We start from the raw sequence: 21769 nt of genomic DNA on the forward strand, positions 1-21769 counted from the left end.
AAATGAGTGTTCTTGAAGTAAAGGGATTAACAAAGGTGTACCAATCAAAAGGCTCAGTAGCGACGACTGCTTTAAACGATATAAATTTTAAAATAGAAGAAGGCGAATTTGTAGGGATTATGGGTCCTTCAGGAAGCGGAAAAACGACGCTTTTAAATTTATTAGCAACAATTGATAAGCAAACTTCAGGTCATGTGCTTGTAAATGGTGAAGAAATTAATCAAATGCGTGCTGCAAAATTAGCAGAGTTTCGTCGTACACATTTAGGATTCATTTTCCAAGATTTTAACTTACTTGATACGTTATCGATTAAAGAAAATATTATTTTACCGCTTGTAATGGCGAAGAAATCTGTAAATGAAATCGATGCAAAAGTACTGGAAATTGCGAAGTTTTTAAACATCGAAGAAATTTTAAATAAAAAAGTATATGAAGTATCAGGCGGACAACAACAACGTGCAGCAGCTGCGAGAGCAATCATTCATGAACCGACGTTAATTTTAGCGGATGAGCCAACTGGTAATTTAGATTCGAAGTCAGCAAAATCATTAATGGGTGCGTTGCAAGATTTACATGAACAAAAGAAAGTGACAATTGCAATGGTAACGCATGATCCAGTAGCTGCTAGTTATTGCGAACGTATACTTTTCATACGAGATGGAGAGATTTTCTCAGAAATACATAAAGGAAGAACGAAACAAGCCTTTTTCCAAGAAATTTTAGACGTACTTGCGATGCTAGGAGGAGAGTATCATGAACTTTCGCCAGCTCGCGCTTAATAACGTAAAAGGAAATTGGCGTAACTATAAAGCGTTTCTTATAAGTAGTTGTTTATCGATTGTCGTATTTTTCATGTATGCTTCTTTTATTTATCATCCAGATGTCGTAAGCGGTAATATTAGTATGAGAACGATGATCACAAAAGGATTAGAATCGATGAATTATATTGTGGTCATCTTCTCGGCACTCTTTATTTTATATGCAAATTCAACGTTTTTACGAGCAAGAAAAAAAGAGTTTGGTTTATTAACATTAATAGGCGGAACGAAATCTCAGCTCGGCCGAATGATTATATTAGAGCAACTGATGTTAGGTAGTATTGCAATTGTAGTTGGTATTGGCGTTGGAATGCTTTGCTCAAAACTTTTCTTCCAAGCATTAAGTGTATTGTTGAAAATAGATAAAACACTTCCGTTTGTATGGAATGGCAAAGCAGTTCTTATTACAGCGGGCATATATTTTATTCTCTTTTTAATTCTATCATTGTTTAGTGTTTGGACAGTAGGACGCTTGCAAATCATTGATTTATTAAGAGAAGCAAGAAAACAAAAAGTGGAGCCTTTTGCATTTACGTGGTTATGTGTAGCCGGTATAGGATGTATCATTGCTGCGTATGTCCTTTGTTTCCAAGTAACAATTATGAATTTTATTATATATTTCTTACCGATTGTAGGACTGACAATTGGCGGGACGTATTTACTATTTACACAAGGTAGTACAGTCGTATTAAAAGCATTGCAAAAACGAAAACAATCTTTTTATACATATCCAAATATGTTCGTACTAAGCAATCTTATTTACAAAATGAAAGATAATGCTCGTTTTCTATTTGTAATTTCTATTATTACGGCGGTTGTTTCCTCAGCAGTTGGTACGCTTTATGTATATTATGAAAATATGAGTGCAAAAACGGTAGAGCTTACGCCACATGCTATTTCATATGAGGAAAAGGGGTTAAATACGCATAGTCTTATTAATGAAGAAAAAGTACAAGAGATTGTAAAAAAACATGGGTTTGAAGATGCACGAAAAGTAACCTACGTAAAACTACCTGCAACACAGAAAATAATGTTGTTTAACAGTGAACGTGAAGTACCAATGACGATTATTTCAGAAAAAGAATATAACGCAGAAGTGCGTGAACAAAAGAAAGAGCAAATTACAGAGGTTCATAATGCACCAGGTAGTGCGACGATGGTTATGGTTGATGCAGCAAATGAACTTATGAAAATAGATCGTACGAAACCGTATGAATTTACAATTAATGGACAAAAGCAGTCTGTTCAATTAAATGAGCCAACGTCATATTCTGTTTTTAACGATAGCGAATATCTCATTGTGAATGATCAAGATTTTGAGAAGTATGCAAAGCTCGTACCAGATGAAGAAAAGACGAAATATTACGGTTATTATATTGAAGACTGGAAAAGTACGGAAGACCTTGTGCTAGATTTGAAAAAGCAAATTGCACCAGAAAAGCAAGGAGAACTGAAAAATTCAGTGTTTGCTTATAAAGATATAAGAGAATCTGGAGCAATTACAATATTCATTGGTTTCTTCGTAGCGGTACTGTTCTTCTTCTTCGCTTGTAGTATGACATACTTTAAATGGTTTAACGATAAAGAACAAGATCGTATTCAATTTAAATCGTTAAAGAGAATCGGTATGACAGATAAAGAAATCCGCAAAGTTGCGATTCGACAAATGGGAGTTATCTTCTTTATCCCAATTTTAATCGGTTCAATTCATAGTGGATTTGCTCTTCATACGTTAGGGAAAATGCTTTATATTAATTTATGGAAATCAGGTGCGCTTGTAATTGGAGCATACATTTTAGCTTCTGCCATTTACTTTATGATCGCGCAAAGAGGATATTTAAAACACGTAAAAAGCTAGGGAAACCTCTAGCTTTTTGCCTATGTAGTAAGTTACAGGGGGACGATAGATGAACATTCGGCAACTAGCGCTGCAAAATATAAAGGGAAATTGGCGTAATTATAAAGTGTTTTTCTTAAGTAGTTGTTTTGCAATATTTGCGTCTTTTGCATATATGTCTGTCATTGTACATCCGTATATGCAAGAGACGATGTGGTATCAAAATGTACGTTGGGGTCTTATCATATGTAACATTATAATTATTTCTTTTTTTATCATATTTATTTTGTACTCTACTTCTATTTTCATAGAAGCGCGTAAGAAAGAACTAGGGTTATATATGTTAATGGGAGCAACGAAATCTAACGTAATAGGAGTGATTATGACCGAGCAAATATTAATTGGAATTTTTGCTAATATTTTCGGTATAGGGCTGGGCATGATCTTTTTAAAGCTCTTCTTCATGGTGTTTAGTATGTTACTTCAACTTCCGAAAGAACTCCCTGTTATATTTGACGTAAGTGCGATTGGTGTAACATTTATTACATATATGGTCGTTTTTATTCTGTTATCTTTTATAAGTGCTTTACGTATATGGAATATAAAAATCATTCGGTTATTGAAAGAATTTCGAACGGATAAAAAAGAGAAGAAAACATCAATATGGATTTGTATGTTCGGCTTTATTTGTTTAGGGACAGGATATGCGTTAGCGCTACAAGTGACAATGGAAACGATAGGATTATATTTTTTCCCTGTGTCTATACTTGTCTTTTTCGGAACGTACTTTTCTTTTACACACGGTACAATCCAATTGTTAGAAATGATTAAACGAAATAAAAAGATTATGTATACATATCCGTATTTATTTATAGTGAATCAATTGTCACATCGAATGAAGGAAAATGGTCGCTTTTTCTTTATGCTTTCTATGGCAACGACATTTGTAGTTACGGCAACAGGTACGGTGTTCTTATATTTTTCTAGCATGCAAGATATGTGGCGGGATGGGGGCGCACACTCATTTTCATATATAGAAAAAGGTGTTTCTACCCATGAAGTCTTTGAGGAAGGTACGGTTGAACAATTACTGCATCAATATGGATATGATAATTTTCAATCTATGAGTTTTGTTGGAGTATATGCATCTTTTCAGTCCAACAAGGGAGAAACAGAAGTAGCGCCGCTCATTAAAGAAAGTGAATACAATCAGGAGGCAAGAAAACAAAAACAGAAAACGTATCATCCTAAAAAAGGAACTGTTACACTCGTTTATTATAATAAATACAATCATTCGAATATATATAATCAAAAAGAGATTCAATTACAAGTAATGAATCAAACGTATCCATTCGTATTTAATGGTCAGAAAGAAGGAGTGCGATTTAACTATCATCTTGCGCACATTAATGGTTTATTTTTCGTCATAAATGATGAAGATTTTGACAGTATAGCAAATAAGGTTCCGGATGCTGAAAAAATGATGTATAGAGGATACACATTACCAAATATCGAAAATACGAAAAAATTAAATGAAGCTTTACGGAAACATATGAAACAAGATGATAATAACGCATTTCGAAGTAATATGGAGTTATATGTGAATATGAAAGAGTTCGGCGATATTACTCTATTTGTAGGCTCATTCATTAGTATATTATTCTTTCTTACTTCATGTAGTATCGTATATTTTAAATGGTTTCATAATATTGCATCGGATCGAAAGCAGTACGGTGCGCTCTCTAAGCTTGGAATGACGAAGGAAGAAGTGTGGAAGATTTCTCGCTGGCAATTGTGTATGCTATTTTTTGCGCCTATTATAGTCGGGAGTATGCATAGTGCGGTTGCGTTATATACGTTTCATAATACGATCTTTATGGATGGTTCATTACGAAAAGTAGGTTTGTTTATTCTATTTTATATCGCTGCATGCATTATTTATTTCTTTTTCGCTCAAAGAGAATATAGGAAACATTTAGACTAGCGAATGCTAGTCTTTTTTAATATTCGAAATTTACATAGAAGAATATTAAAAAGTATGGTATAACAGTAAGAAAACGAAAAAGAGAGGGAAAAGACGATGATTCGAGTAGGATATTTAGGGCCAGAAGCAACATTTACAAATATGGCGGTGAGTCGTTTTTTTCCGGAAGCAGAGCATGTACCGTATCGAACGATTCCAGATTGTATAGATGCAGCCGCAAATGAAAATGTAGATTATGCAGTGGTACCACTAGAAAACGCAATAGAAGGTTCAGTAAATATAACGGTCGATTACCTTGTGCATGAACAGCCGCTTTCCATTGTAGGAGAAATTACAGTACCAATTCAGCAACATTTACTCGTGCATCCGCAGTATGCAGAAATGTGGGAAGAAGTATATGCAGTGCATTCACATCCACACGCTATTGCACAATGCCATAAGTTTTTAAATGAAGAATTAAAAGGGGTAACCGTTCGAGATATGACATCAACAAGTGCCGCTGCGCAATATGTGAAAGAACATCCTGAAGAAAAAATTGCTGCCATTGCAAATGAAGCAGCTGCAGAAAAATACGGATTAACGATCGTAAGACGTAGCATTCATACGCATAAAAATAATCATACACGCTTCTTAGTGCTCCATAAGAAAAAGAAGGCAATACTCCCAAATAACGGTGAAAATCGCGGGGAGAAAACGACGCTTATGATAACGTTACCTGCGGATTATGCAGGAGCGCTATATCAAGTGTTATCAGCTTTCGCATGGAGAAAATTAAACTTATCAAAAATTGAATCGCGTCCAATGAAAACAGGTCTTGGAAATTATTTCTTCTTAATTGATGTCGATAAAGCATATGATGATGTATTATTGCCAGGCGTAACGATGGAGCTTGAAGCACTCGGTTTTTCTGTTACTGTGCTGGGGAGCTATTCTTCTTATTGGTTGTAAAAAGCGAGGAGGCTGTTAAACTTGCTTGAAACGAAACGTTGTTTATTAAATACAGTTCATGAATTAGATTACGAAAGTATAAAAGAACTATATTTAAATGAAGAAGTGAGAAAATATCTTGGTGGACCGCGTGAAGAAGAGTCGATTAGAGATGTTTTGAATGATATGTTGCATCCGGAAGAAAACTGTTGGTATTGGATTGTTAAAGAGAAGGAAACAAAAGCATTTTTGGGAGTAGTATCGCTCGATCCAAATGATGTTAATAAAGATATTGAAGTATCTTATCAATTTTTACCGATGTACTGGGGAGTTGGCTATGCAACAGAAGTTGTTCAAGCTGTAATTCAGTATGGTTTTCGGGAATTACATTTATCAAAAGTAATTGCAGTAACACAAATGGCTAATATACCTTCGCGTAAACTTTTAGAACGGTTACGTATGAAATTAATTCAAACGTATTATCGGTTTGGGGCAGAGCAAGCTGTCTATTCTATTAAATCAACAGAAATAATTTTGCTAGATTAATAAAATCCCACCTGCAGAAGGTGGGATTCTTTATTTTAACTTCGCAAGCCGATCCTCTAACTGACCACGCCAAATGTCTGCTAGTTCTGGTACAGCAAGAATCTTCTCAATGCCATCTCTATCTTTTCTATTATGGAAATAGATTTCGTTAGAGAAAAGAACAGAAACATTACTCGTTTGACGCTCTAGTAATGTCATTTTAGAATCTTTACGCACAGCACCTTCTTGAAGAACGCGGCATAAGTAGCCAGTAAATCCAGTTGCTACAATACGTGGCAATATGCCAGGAATACCGAGGCGTTTTGAAATTGTGCTACAAGGTACTCTCGATTGTGTTACTTGAATGATTGCTTCGCCTAGTTGATATGTATCTCCGATGCATACATCACGCTCTAACATATTTGTTACGGTAATGTTTTCGCCAAATGTGGAAGCTGGAAGTGTTGTTTGGAATTCTTCTTCCCATAGTGCGTAATGTTCGTATGGATACACACAAACAGCGCGGTCAGGTCCCCCGTGATGTTTTAAATCTGCTACATCATCACCACGGAATCCGTCTTTTGAGAGAAAGGCCTCTTCTGTAGGATCTTTACATATACCTGTTATCATTTCTTTATCTTCGCCATATTTCATTTGTTTCGGTTTACCGGTGCTAAAGTGAACGAGTTCAATTCCCATATTTGACCTCCTTTACAATTGATTACAATATTATATCATTTACAAAATAAAAGCACAGAGAATGATGAAAAACTCTGTGCTTTACATTAATTAATAAACGAGAAATCCAGCACGGTCTAGTGCCTCACAAGCAGCATCTAATTTCTCTTTAGAATCTGCTTCGATTGTATGTAAGTGAATACCATCTGTTAGTTGCGAAAGGTAGGAAGCGTTTGTGTTCTCGATTTTTTGTAAATATTGCTCTACATCAAAGCGATTACTTACCATGATCGATGCTGTTAAATCGCCGTATACAGGATGCTCAACTTTTACGTCTTTAATCGTAACACCGTGGTCCACTAACATTGTAAGTTCTTGGCGTACTTCGGCTGGTTTGTGTTGGCATACGATTACGCGTTCAAAAGCTTGTTGCTTCGCTTGGGGTTTTAAATATAAATATCCTTGAGCAGTCGCAATAATGGGTTCATTTCGTGCTTTTAGTAAGGAAATATCTTGTACGATAACTTGCCTACTTACATTTGTTTTTTTAGATAACTCACTCCCCGATAATGGTTCATTTGCAGCGAGAAGCCATTGAAGAATAAGCTGACGTCTTTCTTCACCTAAAATCTTTTTTTGATCATTTTGTTTCATTATGATTTAACACCTCTATAAAATTGATTTCCAATTGTGTGTAGTGCATGAATAGTTGTATCAATTTGTTCTTTCGTTGTGTGATGTCCGAAAGAAAAGCGGACATATTGTTTTGCCTCTTCATACGTTTTTCCAATTGCGACCATTGTTTTTGAAGGTTCTTGTTTACCGACTTGGCAAGCACTTCCGGTGGAAATGGCAATACCATGACGATTACATTCTAGCATTGTATATTGACCTTCTATTCCTTTTATTGTAACCCCAATAATATGTGGTAAACAAGAAGTAGAATGACCTTCTACTTCAATTTCTAGAGGAAGTGTTTGTAATTGCTTTAAAAAATAGGATCGTAACTCTTGAAAACGGAAGCTCTCTTTCTTTTGATTTTTTAATATATGCTCTGCAGCCGTTAAAAAAGCAGCGATGCCAGGAACGTTCACTGTACCAGGGCGAAACCCTTTTTCATGAGAAGTTCCCGGAAATACTTGTTCCCAGCGCATTTGCGGATTTATATAGCAAGCGCCGACACCTTTTGGGCCGTATATTTTATGTGCTGAAACAGAAAGGCTATCAATCCCCATCTCAAAAACATGGATAGGCAGTTTACCAAATGTTTGCACACAATCCGTATGAAATAAAACATTATATTTTTTTAAAAGTGCCCCGATTTCTGTAATGTTTTGAACGGTTCCGATTTCAGAGTTTCCATGCTGTATGCTTGCTAGAACAGTATTTTCCGTAATCGTTGCTTCTAAATCTGCTAAATGAATTAGCCCACTTTTATCAACAGGAATTTCAGTAATTGTATAGCCTTGCGATTGTAAGGATTGAAAATAACTTCGAATCGATGCGTGTTCCATAGGTGTCGTAATAATATGTTTCTCATTTCTAGCATTTAGAAGTGATTGAATCGCAAGATAGTTAGACTCTGAACCACCGCTTGTGAAGAATACACCTTGTTCCTTCCCACCGATCATTTCTGCAAATGTTTCTCTACAAACTTGTAATAAAGAAGATGCGCTTCCACCAATATCGTGTAAACTTTGTTCATTTCCGAAATATGTTTTCGTCGCTTGTATATATGTTTCTAAAGCTTCTTCGCTCATAGGTGTTGTTGCTGCGTAATCAAGATATATCATCATGTGAATTCCTCTCTTCAGTAAGAGTGATGTTTATTTTCGTTTTGAGAATGATATTGAAAATAAGAATTGTAAAAAAACTCTTGTCATTATTTTAAAACTATGTAAATATAGGTGTCAAGACAGTTGAAAAGTGTAAAGTAGGAGGCAACAATTATGCCAAGTGCAGATGTCTTGATTATTGGAAGTGGCGTTGCGGCACTTCGTGTTGCAAAAGAGCTTTGTCACGAAAAGAATGTGATAATTATCACAAAAAAAACAGGACGCAATAACAATACATATTTAGCTCAAGGGGGAATTGCAGCGGCTGTTGCTGCATATGACGATCCGAGTGGGCATTTTGAAGATACATTAGTGGCAGGTTGTCATTATAACAATGAAGAGGCAGTTCGGTATTTAGTTGAAGAGGGGCCGAAAGAAATAAATAAGCTTATTACAAATGGGATGAAATTTGATGGGGATGAAAAAGAGCTCCACCTTGGTAAAGAAGGAGCGCATCGAAAACGTCGTATTTTACATGCGGGAGGAGATGCAACTGGTAAAAATTTATTAGAACATTTAATTCAAGAAGTAGTTCCGTACGTTACTGTTGTAGAGCAAGAGATGGTGCTCGATTTTATGATAGAAAATAATAAATGCATAGGGGCTTTAACACGAAATAGTGAAGGAGAGCTGAAGCGTTATTATGCTGATTATACGGTGTTAGCATCAGGCGGAATAGGTGGTTTGTATGCCTTTACGTCGAATGACGAGACAATTACAGGCGATGGACTTGCGATGATATATCGAGCTAGTGGTGAACTAGTTGATCTAGAATTTGTACAATTTCATCCGACAATGTTATACGTGGGCGGGCGATGTTGCGGTCTCGTTTCTGAAGCAGTCCGCGGGGAAGGAGCTGTCCTTATAAATGAAAAGGGACAGCGTTTTATGATGGATATACATCCCGGGAAAGATCTTGCTCCGCGTGATGTAGTGGCAAGAGCTATTCATGAACAACTTCTTGCGGGTGAAAAAGTGTACTTAAACATCGAAACTATTCAAAACTTTGAACAGCGTTTTCCGACCGTTTCATCATTATGTAAAAAGAATGGCGTTGACTTAAAAGAGAACCTTATTCCGGTCGTACCGGGTGCTCATTTTCATATGGGCGGCGTGAAGACGAATTGTGATGGGGAGACGTCCATTTCCAACTTATATGCGGTCGGTGAAGTGGCATGTAATGGAGTTCATGGTGCGAACAGATTGGCGAGTAATTCATTATTGGAAGGTCTTGTGTTCGGAAGGCGTATAGGAAAACACATTTTAGCTAGACCAGCACAAGAAAGAAAAAGTATATCAGAAGAGAGAGAAAAAAGTTTTATAGCTCTTAATGATTTACCTTTGAAAGAAGAAATACAAGAATACATGATGAAGTATGTTGGGATTGTGCGAACAGAGAAAAATTTATCATATGCTATGAGATGGTTTAGTAGATACGGTGTGAGAAATATGATATTACAATATGATGCTCTTACAGATGAAGAGATTACGCTTATTAATATGTTAACAGTTTGTGAGCTTATAACAGTATCAGCATTGCAAAGAGAAGAAAGTATTGGTGGTCATTATCGCAGTGATTATCCAGAAAGAAATAAAGTAAGGAAAGAGATTATTCGAGTGAGAAGAAAACTACAACTGGTTTAATGAGGGGAAGAGGGGTTTTATGAACACATTAAAAATTAAGGAAGCGCTAAATAGATTTTTTCTAGAAGATATAGGAGAAAGAGATGTAACATCGCAGCTTATCTTTCCCGATAATGCAATTGCAAAAGGAACGTTTCTTGTAAAGGATACAGGGGTCTTTGCGGGGAGTTTAGTGATAGAAGAGAGTTTTAAACTAATTGATGAAAAAATTGAAGTTACACTCCATAAAAAAGATGGGGACTTAGTAGAAAAAGGTGAAATTATAGCAACAGCTAAAGGGCCTATTGCATCTTTATTAACAGCGGAGCGCGTTATATTAAATATTATTCAGCGTATGAGCGGGATAGCAACGATGACTCGTAAAGCAGTACTTACGTTAGATAGCAATCATACGCGTATTTGTGATACGAGAAAAACGATGCCGGGACTACGTATGTTTGATAAATATGCGGTAGTGTGCGGAGGTGGATTTAACCACAGATTCGGTTTGTATGATGGTGTCATGATTAAAGACAATCATATTACGTTTACTGGATCGATTACAAAAGCTGTTACATCGGTGAAAGAAAGATTGGGACATATGGTGAAAGTAGAAGTCGAAACAGAGACGGAGGCGCAAGTGAGAGAAGCGGTAGAGGCCGGCGCAGATATTATCATGTTCGATAATCGCACGCCAGATGAGATTCGTGAGTTTTCAAAAATTGTACCGAGTGCCATCGTTACGGAGGCTTCAGGTGGCATTACAATTGAAGATTTATCGAAATACGGAAAAACAGGAGTGGATTATATTTCACTTGGGGCGTTAACACATTCAGTGAAAGCACTTGATATTAGTTTTAATATTGAGGCGTGATGAGAGTGGTTTAGAGGGGGAGAATCATAAATGGGTATTTTAGAGAAAGTGCAGCCAATCGAAGTAATGTTACCAGAGCGTTATCAAACGATGTCTACATTAGAAATGGAAGAGCGTGTTCGCGAAATTAAAGAAAAAATGGGTGAATTGCTATTTATCCCAGGGCATCATTATCAAAAAGATGAAGTGGTACAATTTTCAGATGCGGCAGGGGATTCGTTGCAACTTGCACAAGTTGCGGCGAGTAATAAAGAGGCGAAATATATTGTGTTTTGTGGTGTGCACTTTATGGCGGAAACAGCAGATATGTTAACGACAGAGGATCAAGTTGTCATCTTACCAGATATGCGTGCAGGGTGTTCAATGGCGGATATGGCAGATATTGAACAAACAGAAAGAGCGTGGAAAGAGCTCGCGAAATTATTTGGGGATACGATGATTCCACTAACGTATGTAAATTCAACAGCTGCTATTAAAGCATTTTGCGGTCGTAATGGAGGGGCAACAGTAACCTCTTCTAATGCAAAACAAATGGTGTCTTGGGCGTTTACACAAAAAGAACGTCTCGTCTTTTTGCCAGACCAACATTTAGGAAGAAATACAGCGTACGACTTAGGCATCCCGTTAGATAAAATGGCAGTATGGAACCCGCATACAGATTCATTAGAGTACGATGGAGATCTAGAAGAAATTCAAGTGATTTTATGGAAAGGTCATTGTTCTGTTCATCAAAATTTTACTGTGAAAAATATTGAAAGTGTGCGAAAAAATCATCCGGATATGAATATTATTGTTCACCCTGAATGTTGTTATGAAGTTGTTGCTGCATCCGATTATACAGGATCAACGAAATATATTATTGATATGATTGAAGCTGCTCCAGCGGGAAGTAAGTGGGCGATTGGTACAGAGATGAATTTAGTGAACCGAATTATTCAGCAACATCCAGATAAAGAAATTATGTCGTTAAATCCGTTTATGTGTCCGTGCTTAACAATGAACCGAATTGATTTACCTCACTTACTATGGGCGCTTGAGAATATAGAAAGAGGAGAAGAAATTAACGTTATTCGTGTAGAAAATAAAGTAACCGAAGAAGCAGTTCTGGCATTAAATCGTATGTTAGAACGCGTTTAAAGCAACGGGATTTCCGTTGCTTTTTTTGTACATATAATCATAACAAGAATGAAATAGGCATACATTGTGTTGAGGAAATCATTGTGATTTTTTTATCCCGCTATTTGCGGGCAGTCAAACTTCTCACTTCAAACTTCGGCTGATGCAAAGAAGTTTGGTGAGGGCTAATAATCAGTGCGGGAGAACACCCCACTGATTAAAGTTTCACTTTATGCTTATTCCACTTCAAATGATATTGAAAATCGAAGAAGTGATGAAAGTGAAAAGAAGTTAATGTTATTTAGAAAGGGTTACTTCATGAGATTTGTTACTTATAGATAAGTTATACAGGAGGGGGAAAATTTGAAAATTCATATCGTGCAAAAAGGGGATACCCTTTGGAAAATTGCAAAAAAGTACGGAGTGGATTTTGACACGCTGAAAAAAACAAATACACAGCTTAGTAATCCAGATTTAATCATGCCAGGTATGAAAATTAAAGTGCCATCAAACGGCGTTCATGTGAAACAACAGCCTGGAGCGGGTTCTACGCCGCCAAAACAATATGTAAAAGAGGTGCAACAAAAAGAGTTTGCATCAACATCAACTCCACTTGGAATAGAAGATGAAGAGGAAATTACGTATCAATCAGCACCTATTACACAAGAGCCAGCTATGCAACAAACGCAAAAAGAAATGCAGGTAAAACCGCAAAAAGAAATGCAGGTAAAACCGCAAAAAGAAATGCAAGTGAAACCACAAAAAGAAATACAGGTGAAGCCGCAAAAAGAAGTACAACAAGAAAAGCCGATTCAAAAAGAAAAACCAGTTGAAATGCCGTCTGTTATTCAAAAACCACCTGTTATAGAGAAAGTAGAAAAGCAAAAGCCAACTACGAAGGATAATACTAAATTTTCCATTAATGTATTGCCACAGCCACCGCAACCGCCAATTAAAGCGAAAAAAGAATATAAAATTTCAGATGTAATAAAAAAGGGAAGCGAGTTAATTGCTCCTCAAATTAATAAAATGAAACCTAACAACGTCATTTCTCCGCAAACGAAAAAAGAAAATATAGGAAATGTCTCACCACAAGTGAAAAAAGAAAACGTAGGAAACATCATTTCACCGCAAGTGAAAAAAGAAAATATAGGGAACATAGTCTCACCGCAAGTGAAAAAAGAAAATATAGGGAACATAGTCTCACCGCAAGTGAAGAAAGAAAATGTAGGGAATATAGTCTCGCCACAAGTGAAGAAAGAAAACATAGGGAATATAATCTCACCAAACGTATCAAAAGAAAATGTTACTATCCCGCAAGTAATACCGCCAAATATACAAGTGCCGAATATAATGCCAATAATGGATAACAACCAACCACCAAACATAATGCCAATAATGGATAACAACCAAATGCCGAATATAATGCCAATAATGGATAACAATCAAATGCCAAACATGATGCCGATAATGGATAACAACCAAATGCCGAACATGATGCCGATAATGGATAATAACCAAATGCCAAACATGATGCCGATAATGGATAACAATCAAATGCCGAATATAATGCCGATAATGGATAACAACCAAATGCCGAATATAATGCCGATAATGGATAACAACCAAATGCCAAACATGATGCCGATAATGGATAATAACCAAATGCCGAATATGATGCCGATAATGGATAACAATCAACCGCCGAATATGATGCCATATCAAATGCCGTATCAACAGCCAATGATGCCACCATATCCGCAGTATCAGCAACAAAATCCATATAATCAAATGCCGTATCAACAAATGGCGCCGCAATATACTTCTATGCCAAATCCAAATATGATGCCAATGGATAATAATATGCCACCACTCGTGCAAGGTGAAGAAGATTGTGGATGCGGAGGAGAAAGTAGGTTATATAGCCCACAACCAGGTGGACCGCAATATGCTAATCCATTATATTATCAACCAACTCAGCCTGCATATGCACCACAGCCAGGAACGATGTATTATCAACCAGATCCACCAAATGTATTTGGAGAGCCAGTTTCGGAAGAAGAGGACGAAGAGGAAGTTTAAAAAAAGGTGGGATTATTCCCGCCTTTTTTGCATTCATGTTAATTAAAAAAATAAAGGTTTTTCATCAAGTGTTAGAAAATTCCTAGTGAAATATTAACAGTGTAAAAAACTACTCTGTTACTCATCATAAGAGGGAGCTTTTCAGAAGAGAAGTTCATTCTAACAGAGGGGGTTTTTGTATTGAATACGAAAGTAAAAGTGATTGCTGCTTCTTTGTTAGTTACCAGTGCATTAGCTGCATGTGGTACACCAAAAGATAATAATGCGATGGATGGACGTAACTACAATTACGAGCGTACATCTTATAATGATACACACCAGTATCGTGATAATGTAGCGCGTAATGATCGTTATACAGATTATGTGACATATAGAAACGGTCGTAACGATACAGGATACAATAATTATTACCGTGATGTAAATTACAATGGGCAAATTGCTAATCCGCATCCAACTCGTAATATTACAATGAACAATTCATACATTAACAATGATGGTAAAACTGCAGAGAAAATTACGAATCGTGTAAAACGTATGAATAATGTAGATCGAGTTTCTACAGTTGTATATGGAAACGATGTAGCGATTGCGGTAAAACCACGTAATCCGGCGACAAATGAAACAGCGATGGCAAACGAAATTCGTCAAGCGGTTGCAAATGAAGTTGGAAATAGAAACGTATATGTTTCCGTAAGAAATGACATGTTTACTCGTGTCGATGCAATGAGTACACGCCTACGTAACGGCACAGTTACAAACGATTTTAATCGTGACATAGTGAATATGTTCCGAGACATTCGTTACGGTCTGACGGGTACAGTACGATAGCAAAACAAAAGAGGAAGGGATAGCCCTTCCTCTTTACTATTCGTCGTCTTGTAAACGGCGTTTTTTTATAAAATAACTAACGGAGTAAGACGCTAAAAAGCATATGAAGAAAATACTACCTGTAAGAATAGCTTCAAACAGAGGTCTTTCTGGGCTGAAAATAATATAAATAATAGCTATGATAATTCCAACAATAAGAGAGCGTAAAACAAGTTTGTAATAAGGAGTTAACTTTATTTCCTTTTCACTTTCTTCTACATCGATTGAAATACTTAACTGTAAATAACTAAGTACAATACTTGTAAGAATAAATAATAACCATAATGGAGATTTCGTAATTTGATCCATTCCTTCCGTGAATCCGGTATAGCCTAAAATTCCGATTATGCCAAGGGATTGAAAAAGGAAGGCAATACGTATGTTTTTTAACGTTTGAAGTATGAGGCGTTCATCCTTTATTTTTTTCACAATATCCATCTCCAGTTTATTATGATTTCGCTGTTATACTTATTGTAATATATATATTACAATTATCAATTTATAATTTACATCAATTCCATTTAAGTGAAAGAGGAAATAAAATATTTTTATAAACATATTGCACTTATACTTTATTAATGTTATATTAGTAAAGCGATGAGCTAATTTACGTAAGACGAGAGATATGCTTAAGTGCTAAACACGCGAATGTGGTCGCCTGGTCTCTCGCCGTAAACGCATCAAGACGCCTGCTTTGCAGGCGTCTTTCATTTTATATAAAAGTAAATGATACATGCAGATAAGATAAATTCTTATCTGCATTTTTTATTTTCTCTAGAAATTTAATACTAATGTTTATATGGATAAAACCCCCATTTCCGGAAAAACTACAAATGAAAGTATGATTTTGCCTAGAAGAGGTGAACGGAAATGAAATGGATACTGATTGCATTGCAAGCTTTCGTTATGATGTTTTGCTTAGCTTATGGATCCGATGTGAGGGCAGAAGTAGTAGAAAAAGAACCTCAAGTTACAATTTTATTAGAGCGCATGTATGTTGATGGAGAAGTAAGTGAGGAAATACTGACAGAAAAAGTAGCGGATTTAGAAAAGTTTTTGCAGCAATATAAGGAATGGCAACTTGTTGATCGTGATGATGTACAAATTGTATTACAAAAGAAAGTTGATGATATTTCTCCTTTACTGAAAACGAGCGGTTATTTTGGTGTTTCAGAGGAAGGGATATTACAAATTTTCAAAGGGGTACCGAAAAGTGATAACGCGATCCACTCCTTCTTTCAAATTGATATGAAAAAACTTGAGAGTTATGAGCGTGCGAAATTGAAACGTGGTATTCGCATAAAATCAAAAGAAGGTTTTGTGAAGACAATCGAAAAAATGAAGCAGTATGCAGTGCAAAATAAGAAAAAAAGCAGCTCATCATGAGCTGCTTTTTCTTATTTATTTTTAGCTAAAATTTCTTTTGCAATTTCATCAATTAGCATGTCTTTTCCAATTGGATTGAATGCTTTCGTATTAAAGACTTCATTTGATACTTCGTATACGTGATTGCTTTTTACTGCTTTATTGTCTTTCCAAACGGCACTGTTTTTATAGTCTTCGTACACTTTATCAGCTTCACCGCCGAAGTTTACGATAAACATTTGGTCAGGCTGGAATGCAACAAGACCTTCTAGTGATACTTGCGCCATCGTTTGCTTTAAATCTGTACCTTTTGTTGCTGGAAGTTTTAAATCGTTAAAGATGATGTCACCGTATCCGAAGCTACCGTATACACGGAAGTTTTGAGGTGTAACTGCGACGAACATAAAGTTTTCATCTTTTGTTTTTTCTTTAATTTTTTTTGATAAAGAGTCTGCTTTTTTATCGTAGTCTGCAATCCATTTGTCAGCTTTCTTTTCTTCGTCAAATAGTTTACCTACTTCTTTAAACTTACCACGCCAGTCTTCTAGATTTGTTTCTAGAACAACTGTCGGTGCAACTTTTTCTAGTTGATCATAAATTTTCAATTGACGATTGTTTAAAATAATTAAGTCTGGTTTTAAAGCTGTAACAGCCTCTAGGTCAACTTTAGGCGCCCAGTACCAGCCGACTGCCTTTACGCCGTCTAGCTTGTCCGTTAAGTGATTTTGGATTTTATCTTTATACGTGTTTGCTGTGCCAACAGGTTTATGTCCAAGGATTAATAATTCCTCTGTTGATCCAGATAAATCAACAATTCTCTTTGGATTAACTGGAATTGTTGCTTCCCCTTTAGCATGTTTTACAACTTTTGTTTTCGGTTGTTCTTTTGCTTTTGATTCTTCTTTTTGAGAAGAACAGCCAACGATAGAAAGAACAACTAGCATAATAGTAAATAAAATAAATAGCTTTTGTTTCATCCTGATGTAACCCCTTTAATTAATATTGATAATCATTATCGACATCTGTATATTAAGGGGCTTTATACTTTCTGTCAATGGAAAATAACAGAAGTTTCAAATAGAGAACATTTGTTGGGGCATTCTCGCTTTTCTATTGTTAAATATGTTAAAATGGAATACATGATTTGAGAGGGAGAGATCGTATTTTGTTTGAATATGTTACAGGTTACGTGGAATATGTAGGACCGGAATATGTCGTAATTGATCATAATGGAATTGGTTATCAAATTTTCACACCAAATCCGTATGTATTTCAAAGAAGTAAGCAAGAAATTCGTGTCTATACATATCATTATGTGAGAGAAGATATTATGGCACTTTACGGATTTAAAACACGTGAAGAGCGTTTATTATTTACAAAGTTGTTAGGTGTGTCTGGCATTGGGCCAAAAGGCGCTCTTGCAATTTTAGCTTCTGGTCAAACAGGACAGGTCGTTCAAGCGATTGAACATGAAGATGAGAAGTTTCTAGTGAAGTTCCCGGGCGTCGGAAAGAAAACAGCGCGCCAAATGATTTTAGATTTAAAAGGAAAACTAGCAGATGTTGTACCAGATGCGTTTGTTGATTTGTTCTCAGATGTTGAAAGTTTTGATGAGAAGAAAGGTTCCTCAGTTGAACTTGATGAAGCACTGGAGGCACTGCGTGCACTTGGTTATGCAGAACGGGAAGTTTCTCGTGTTGTACCAGAGTTATTAAAAGAATCATTAACGACGGATCAATATATTAAAAAGGCACTTAGTCTTTTACTAAATGGTAAGAGGTGAGTATAATGGACGAACGTCTCCTTTCAGGGGAATCTGGATACGAAGATGCGGATTTAGAGTATTCATTACGGCCACAGACGCTCCGTCAGTATATTGGCCAAGATAAAGCGAAACATAATTTAGAAGTGTTTATTGAAGCGGCGAAAATGCGTGAAGAAACGTTAGATCACGTACTTTTATATGGACCACCTGGACTTGGTAAAACGACGCTTGCGAATATTATTGCCAATGAAATGGGTGTTAACATTCGAACGACGTCAGGTCCCGCAATTGAAAGACCAGGAGATTTAGCAGCGGTATTAACAGCACTTCAGCCTGGAGATGTATTGTTTATTGATGAAATTCATCGTTTGCATAGATCAATCGAAGAAGTACTATATCCTGCGATGGAAGACTTTTGCCTTGATATCGTAATTGGAAAAGGACCGTCAGCACGGTCTGTACGCTTAGATTTACCTCCATTTACATTAGTTGGAGCGACAACACGTGCCGGAGCATTATCAGCGCCGCTCCGTGACCGTTTCGGTGTACTTTCAAGATTAGAGTATTACACAGTGGATCAGCTTTCTGCGATTGTTGAACGTACAGCAGAAGTGTTTGAAGTTGAAATCGACTCATTAGCTGCACTAGAAATTGCAAGACGTGCTCGTGGCACACCTCGTATAGCGAATCGTTTATTACGACGTGTACGTGATTTCGCACAAGTTCGCAGCGACGGAACAATTGCAATGGAAATTACACAAATGGCGTTAGAACTACTGCAAGTAGATAAATTAGGTCTTGATCATATTGACCATAAATTATTACTTGGTATTATTGAAAAGTTCCGCGGTGGTCCAGTTGGACTAGAAACAGTTTCGGCGACGATTGGGGAAGAATCTCATACGATTGAAGATGTGTATGAGCCGTATTTATTACAAATTGGCTTTTTACAACGAACGCCAAGAGGCCGGATTGTAACACCGCTTGCATATGAACATTTCGGAATGGAGATGCCAAAAGCATGACGGAGATGCCAAAGCTGCTTATTACAGCCGGTATTTTACTCATTGTTGTTGGTTTAGCTTGGAAGTTCATAGGAAGGCTTCCAGGCGATATTTTTGTGAAAAAAGGTAACGTTACCTTTTATTTTCCTATCATTACATGTATTGTGTTAAGTATTGCATTATCTTTTATTATGTATATAATAAATCGATTCAAATAAGAAATAGGTGGATACAGTTATGGATATTAATCTGTTTGATTTTCATTTACCAGAAGAACTTATTGCACAAGTCCCGTTAGAAGATCGTGAAACATCAAGATTAATGGTGTTAGACCGTGAAACTGGTGATATTGAGCATAAACATTTTACAGACATTCTTTCTTACTTACATGAGGGAGATTGCTTAGTTTTAAATGAAACGAAAGTTATGCCTGCTCGCTTGCACGGTGTGAAAGAAGATACAGGCGCGCACATTGAAGTGCTTCTTTTGAAACAAGAGGAAGGCGATAAGTGGGAAACGCTTGTTAAGCCAGCGAAACGTGTAAAAGAAGGAACTCTAATTTCTTTTGGTGAAGGGAAATTAAAAGCAACTTGCACAGGAACTGCAGATCAAGGTGGACGTCAGCTTGAATTTTCATATGACGGCATCTTCTATGAAATTTTAGATGAACTTGGGGAAATGCCACTTCCTCCATATATTAAAGAGACACTGGAAGATCGCGATCGCTATCAAACAGTATATGCGAAAGAAATCGGTTCAGCAGCAGCACCGACAGCGGGACTTCACTTTACAGAAGAGTTACTTGAGAAGTTAAAGCAAAAAGGCGTTCAGTTAGCATTTATTACACTTCACGTAGGACTTGGAACATTTAGACCGGTTTCGGCAGATACGATTGAAGAGCACCATATGCACGCAGAATATTACCATATGTCTGAAGAGACAGCGGCATTATTAAATCGTGTGAAAGAGAATGGTGGACGTATTATTACTGTAGGTACGACATCAACTCGTACGTTAGAAACGATTGCGACTGATCATAGTGGTAAGCTTTGCGCAGCTTCTGGCTGGACAGATATTTTTATGTACCCAGGATATGAATTTAAAGCAATTGATGGTTTAATTACAAACTTCCATTTGCCGAAATCAACACTAATTATGCTTGTAAGTGCATTTTCAAATAGAGATAATGTACTTCATGCTTATAATGAAGCAGTAAAAGAAAAATATCGTTTCTTTAGCTTCGGTGACGCAATGTTCGTTGCATCTCACGCTAAAATGAGAAACAAATAAAAGGAGTAAATTATGACAGCAATTCGTTATGAATTTATTAAAACTTGTAAACAAACGGGTGCGCGTTTAGGTCGTGTACATACGCCGCACGGTTCATTTGATACACCAACATTTATGCCAGTGGGGACACTTGCAACAGTTAAGACAATGTCACCAGAAGAATTAAAAGCGATGGATTCTGGCATTATTTTAAGTAATACGTATCATTTATGGCTACGTCCAGGTCACGAAATTGTTCGTGAAGCAGGTGGTTTGCATAAATTTATGAACTGGGACCGTGCGATTTTAACGGATTCTGGTGGTTTCCAAGTATTCAGTTTAAGTGACTTCCGCCGTATTGAAGAGGAAGGTGTTCACTTCCGTAACCACTTAAATGGAGATAAATTATTCTTATCACCAGAAAAAGCGATGGAAATCCAAAATGCATTAGGTTCAGATATCATGATGGCATTTGATGAGTGTCCACCGTTCCCAGCTACTTTTGAATACATGAAAAAGTCTGTAGAGCGTACGAGCCGTTGGGCAGAGCGTTGCCTAAAGGCGCATGAGCGTCCGCAAGACCAAGGTTTATTCGGTATTGTACAAGGTGGGGAGTTTGAAGAGCTTCGTCGCCAAAGTGCGAGAGATCTTGTTTCAATGGACTTCCCTGGCTATGCTATAGGCGGTCTATCTGTTGGTGAACCGAAAGATATTATGAATCGTGTTCTTGAGTTTACAACACCACTTCTTCCTGATGATAAACCACGTTACTTAATGGGAGTAGGTTCTCCTGACTCGTTAATTGATGGTGCAATTCGTGGTGTTGATATGTTTGATTGTGTACTTCCAACTCGTATCGCTCGAAATGGTACATGTATGACAAGTGAAGGTCGCCTTGTTGTAAAAAATGCGAAATTCGCTAGAGACTTCGGTCCGCTTGATCCAAACTGTGATTGCTACACATGTAAAAATTACTCTCGTGCGTACATTCGTCACTTAATGAAATGTGATGAAACGTTCGGAATTCGTTTAACGTCTTATCACAACCTTCATTTTCTGTTAAACTTAATGGAGCAGGTGAGACAAGCTATTCGTGAAGACCGTCTTGGCGATTTCCGCGAAGAGTTCTTTGAACAGTATGGCTTTAATAAACCGAATGCTAAAAACTTCTAATACATAATTTAAAAGGAGGAAAAAAAT

General features: G+C 36.8%; 20 protein-coding genes and 1 pseudogene. 16 read left to right on the plus strand and 5 right to left on the minus strand.

Features of this window, described 5'->3' with window-relative positions; translation table 11 throughout:
• Window positions 1-2 precede the first annotated feature (2 nt).
• The 5 genes from JDS80_RS00425 to JDS80_RS00445 all read left to right on the plus strand — a co-directional run bounded on the left by JDS80_RS00425 (window position 3) and on the right by JDS80_RS00445 (window position 6112).
• Complete coding sequence (locus JDS80_RS00425; protein WP_000114529.1) at window positions 3-779, plus strand: ABC transporter ATP-binding protein; 777 nt, start codon at window positions 3-5, stop codon at window positions 777-779.
• The gene (locus JDS80_RS00430) at window positions 754-2676 is read left to right on the plus strand and encodes an ABC transporter permease (protein ID WP_199636759.1); all 1923 of its coding nucleotides are present in this window, start codon (window positions 754-756) and stop codon (window positions 2674-2676) included. Before JDS80_RS00425 ends, JDS80_RS00430 begins: the two co-directional genes overlap by 26 nt.
• A gap of 49 nt (window positions 2677-2725) precedes the next feature.
• On the plus strand, window positions 2726-4639 hold the full coding sequence (locus tag JDS80_RS00435; protein ID WP_199636761.1) for an ABC transporter permease: 1914 nt from the start codon (window positions 2726-2728) through the stop codon (window positions 4637-4639).
• Window positions 4640-4735: 96 nt separating this feature from the next.
• Window positions 4736-5587 (plus strand): prephenate dehydratase, encoded by an 852-nt coding sequence (gene pheA, locus JDS80_RS00440; protein WP_199636762.1) that lies wholly within the window; start codon window positions 4736-4738, stop codon window positions 5585-5587.
• A 21-nt stretch (window positions 5588-5608) separates the two neighbouring features.
• A complete protein-coding gene (locus JDS80_RS00445) occupies window positions 5609-6112 on the plus strand; it encodes a GNAT family N-acetyltransferase (RefSeq protein WP_199636763.1) in 504 nt (167 codons plus the stop codon).
• A gap of 30 nt (window positions 6113-6142) precedes the next feature.
• Here JDS80_RS00445 and JDS80_RS00450 read toward each other — a convergent pair whose 3' ends face one another.
• From JDS80_RS00450 to JDS80_RS00460, 3 genes are all read right to left on the minus strand, one after another.
• Window positions 6143-6790, minus strand: a complete 648-nt coding sequence (locus tag JDS80_RS00450) for an MOSC domain-containing protein (protein ID WP_199636765.1) — start codon at window positions 6788-6790, stop codon at window positions 6143-6145.
• 90 nt (window positions 6791-6880) lie between these two features.
• Window positions 6881-7423: a transcription repressor NadR gene (locus JDS80_RS00455; protein WP_071745750.1), complete on the minus strand. Its 543-nt coding sequence runs from the start codon at window positions 7421-7423 to the stop codon at window positions 6881-6883.
• A complete protein-coding gene (locus JDS80_RS00460) occupies window positions 7423-8565 on the minus strand; it encodes an IscS subfamily cysteine desulfurase (protein ID WP_071745749.1) in 1143 nt (380 codons plus the stop codon). Before JDS80_RS00460 ends, JDS80_RS00455 begins: the two co-directional genes overlap by 1 nt.
• Window positions 8566-8718: 153 nt before the next feature.
• Between JDS80_RS00460 and nadB the strand changes: the two genes are divergently transcribed.
• From nadB to JDS80_RS00485, 5 genes and pseudogenes are all read left to right on the plus strand, one after another.
• The gene (gene nadB, locus JDS80_RS00465; protein ID WP_199636766.1) at window positions 8719-10248 is read left to right on the plus strand and encodes an L-aspartate oxidase; all 1530 of its coding nucleotides are present in this window, start codon (window positions 8719-8721) and stop codon (window positions 10246-10248) included.
• Window positions 10249-10267: 19 nt separating this feature from the next.
• Window positions 10268-11101 carry a carboxylating nicotinate-nucleotide diphosphorylase gene (gene nadC, locus JDS80_RS00470; RefSeq protein ID WP_199636767.1) on the plus strand — a complete coding sequence of 278 codons (834 nt, stop codon included), beginning with the start codon at window positions 10268-10270 and terminating at the stop codon, window positions 11099-11101.
• A gap of 30 nt (window positions 11102-11131) precedes the next feature.
• Window positions 11132-12238: a quinolinate synthase NadA gene (gene nadA, locus JDS80_RS00475; RefSeq protein ID WP_199636768.1), complete on the plus strand. Its 1107-nt coding sequence runs from the start codon at window positions 11132-11134 to the stop codon at window positions 12236-12238.
• Window positions 12239-12580: 342 nt separating this feature from the next.
• Window positions 12581-12773, plus strand: a pseudogene (gene safA / locus JDS80_RS32295) (SafA/ExsA family spore coat assembly protein); the annotation flags it as partial.
• Between the two features lie 1706 nt (window positions 12774-14479).
• Complete coding sequence (locus JDS80_RS00485; RefSeq protein ID WP_199636771.1) at window positions 14480-15127, plus strand: YhcN/YlaJ family sporulation lipoprotein; 648 nt, start codon at window positions 14480-14482, stop codon at window positions 15125-15127.
• A 36-nt stretch (window positions 15128-15163) separates the two neighbouring features.
• Here JDS80_RS00485 and JDS80_RS00490 read toward each other — a convergent pair whose 3' ends face one another.
• Window positions 15164-15595 carry a branched-chain amino acid ABC transporter substrate-binding protein gene (locus JDS80_RS00490; protein WP_199636772.1) on the minus strand — a complete coding sequence of 144 codons (432 nt, stop codon included), beginning with the start codon at window positions 15593-15595 and terminating at the stop codon, window positions 15164-15166.
• Between the two features lie 441 nt (window positions 15596-16036).
• Here JDS80_RS00490 and JDS80_RS00495 point away from each other — a divergent pair, with 441 nt between their 5' ends.
• Window positions 16037-16552 (plus strand): BofC C-terminal domain-containing protein, encoded by a 516-nt coding sequence (locus JDS80_RS00495; protein WP_199636773.1) that lies wholly within the window; start codon window positions 16037-16039, stop codon window positions 16550-16552.
• A gap of 11 nt (window positions 16553-16563) precedes the next feature.
• Here the strand turns inward: JDS80_RS00495 and JDS80_RS00500 are convergent, their stop codons facing one another.
• On the minus strand, window positions 16564-17508 hold the full coding sequence (locus JDS80_RS00500) for an iron-hydroxamate ABC transporter substrate-binding protein (protein WP_071747451.1): 945 nt from the start codon (window positions 17506-17508) through the stop codon (window positions 16564-16566).
• A 188-nt stretch (window positions 17509-17696) separates the two neighbouring features.
• On the opposite strand from JDS80_RS00500, the gene ruvA reads away from it, so the two are divergent.
• From ruvA to tgt, 5 genes are read left to right on the plus strand one after another with little or no spacing between them, the layout of a single operon-like run.
• Window positions 17697-18314 carry a Holliday junction DNA helicase RuvA gene (gene ruvA, locus JDS80_RS00505; RefSeq protein WP_000464514.1) on the plus strand — a complete coding sequence of 206 codons (618 nt, stop codon included), beginning with the start codon at window positions 17697-17699 and terminating at the stop codon, window positions 18312-18314.
• A gap of 5 nt (window positions 18315-18319) precedes the next feature.
• Entirely contained in the window at window positions 18320-19321 is a 1002-nt protein-coding gene (ruvB, locus tag JDS80_RS00510; protein WP_000344469.1) for a Holliday junction branch migration DNA helicase RuvB, read from the plus strand.
• Window positions 19318-19518, plus strand: coding sequence for a DUF2905 domain-containing protein (locus JDS80_RS00515; RefSeq protein WP_000138161.1), 201 nt, complete (start codon window positions 19318-19320; stop codon window positions 19516-19518). Before ruvB ends, JDS80_RS00515 begins: the two co-directional genes overlap by 4 nt.
• Before the next feature lie 19 nt (window positions 19519-19537).
• Window positions 19538-20590, plus strand: a complete 1053-nt coding sequence (gene queA / locus JDS80_RS00520) for a tRNA preQ1(34) S-adenosylmethionine ribosyltransferase-isomerase QueA (protein ID WP_199636774.1) — start codon at window positions 19538-19540, stop codon at window positions 20588-20590.
• Window positions 20591-20602: 12 nt separating this feature from the next.
• Window positions 20603-21742, plus strand: a complete 1140-nt coding sequence (gene tgt, locus JDS80_RS00525; protein WP_071747448.1) for a tRNA guanosine(34) transglycosylase Tgt — start codon at window positions 20603-20605, stop codon at window positions 21740-21742.
• Window positions 21743-21769: the final 27 nt, after the last annotated feature.

The organism is Bacillus cereus group sp. N8 (assembly GCF_016483685.1).
GTDB lineage: Bacteria > Bacillota > Bacilli > Bacillales > Bacillaceae_G > Bacillus_A > Bacillus_A proteolyticus.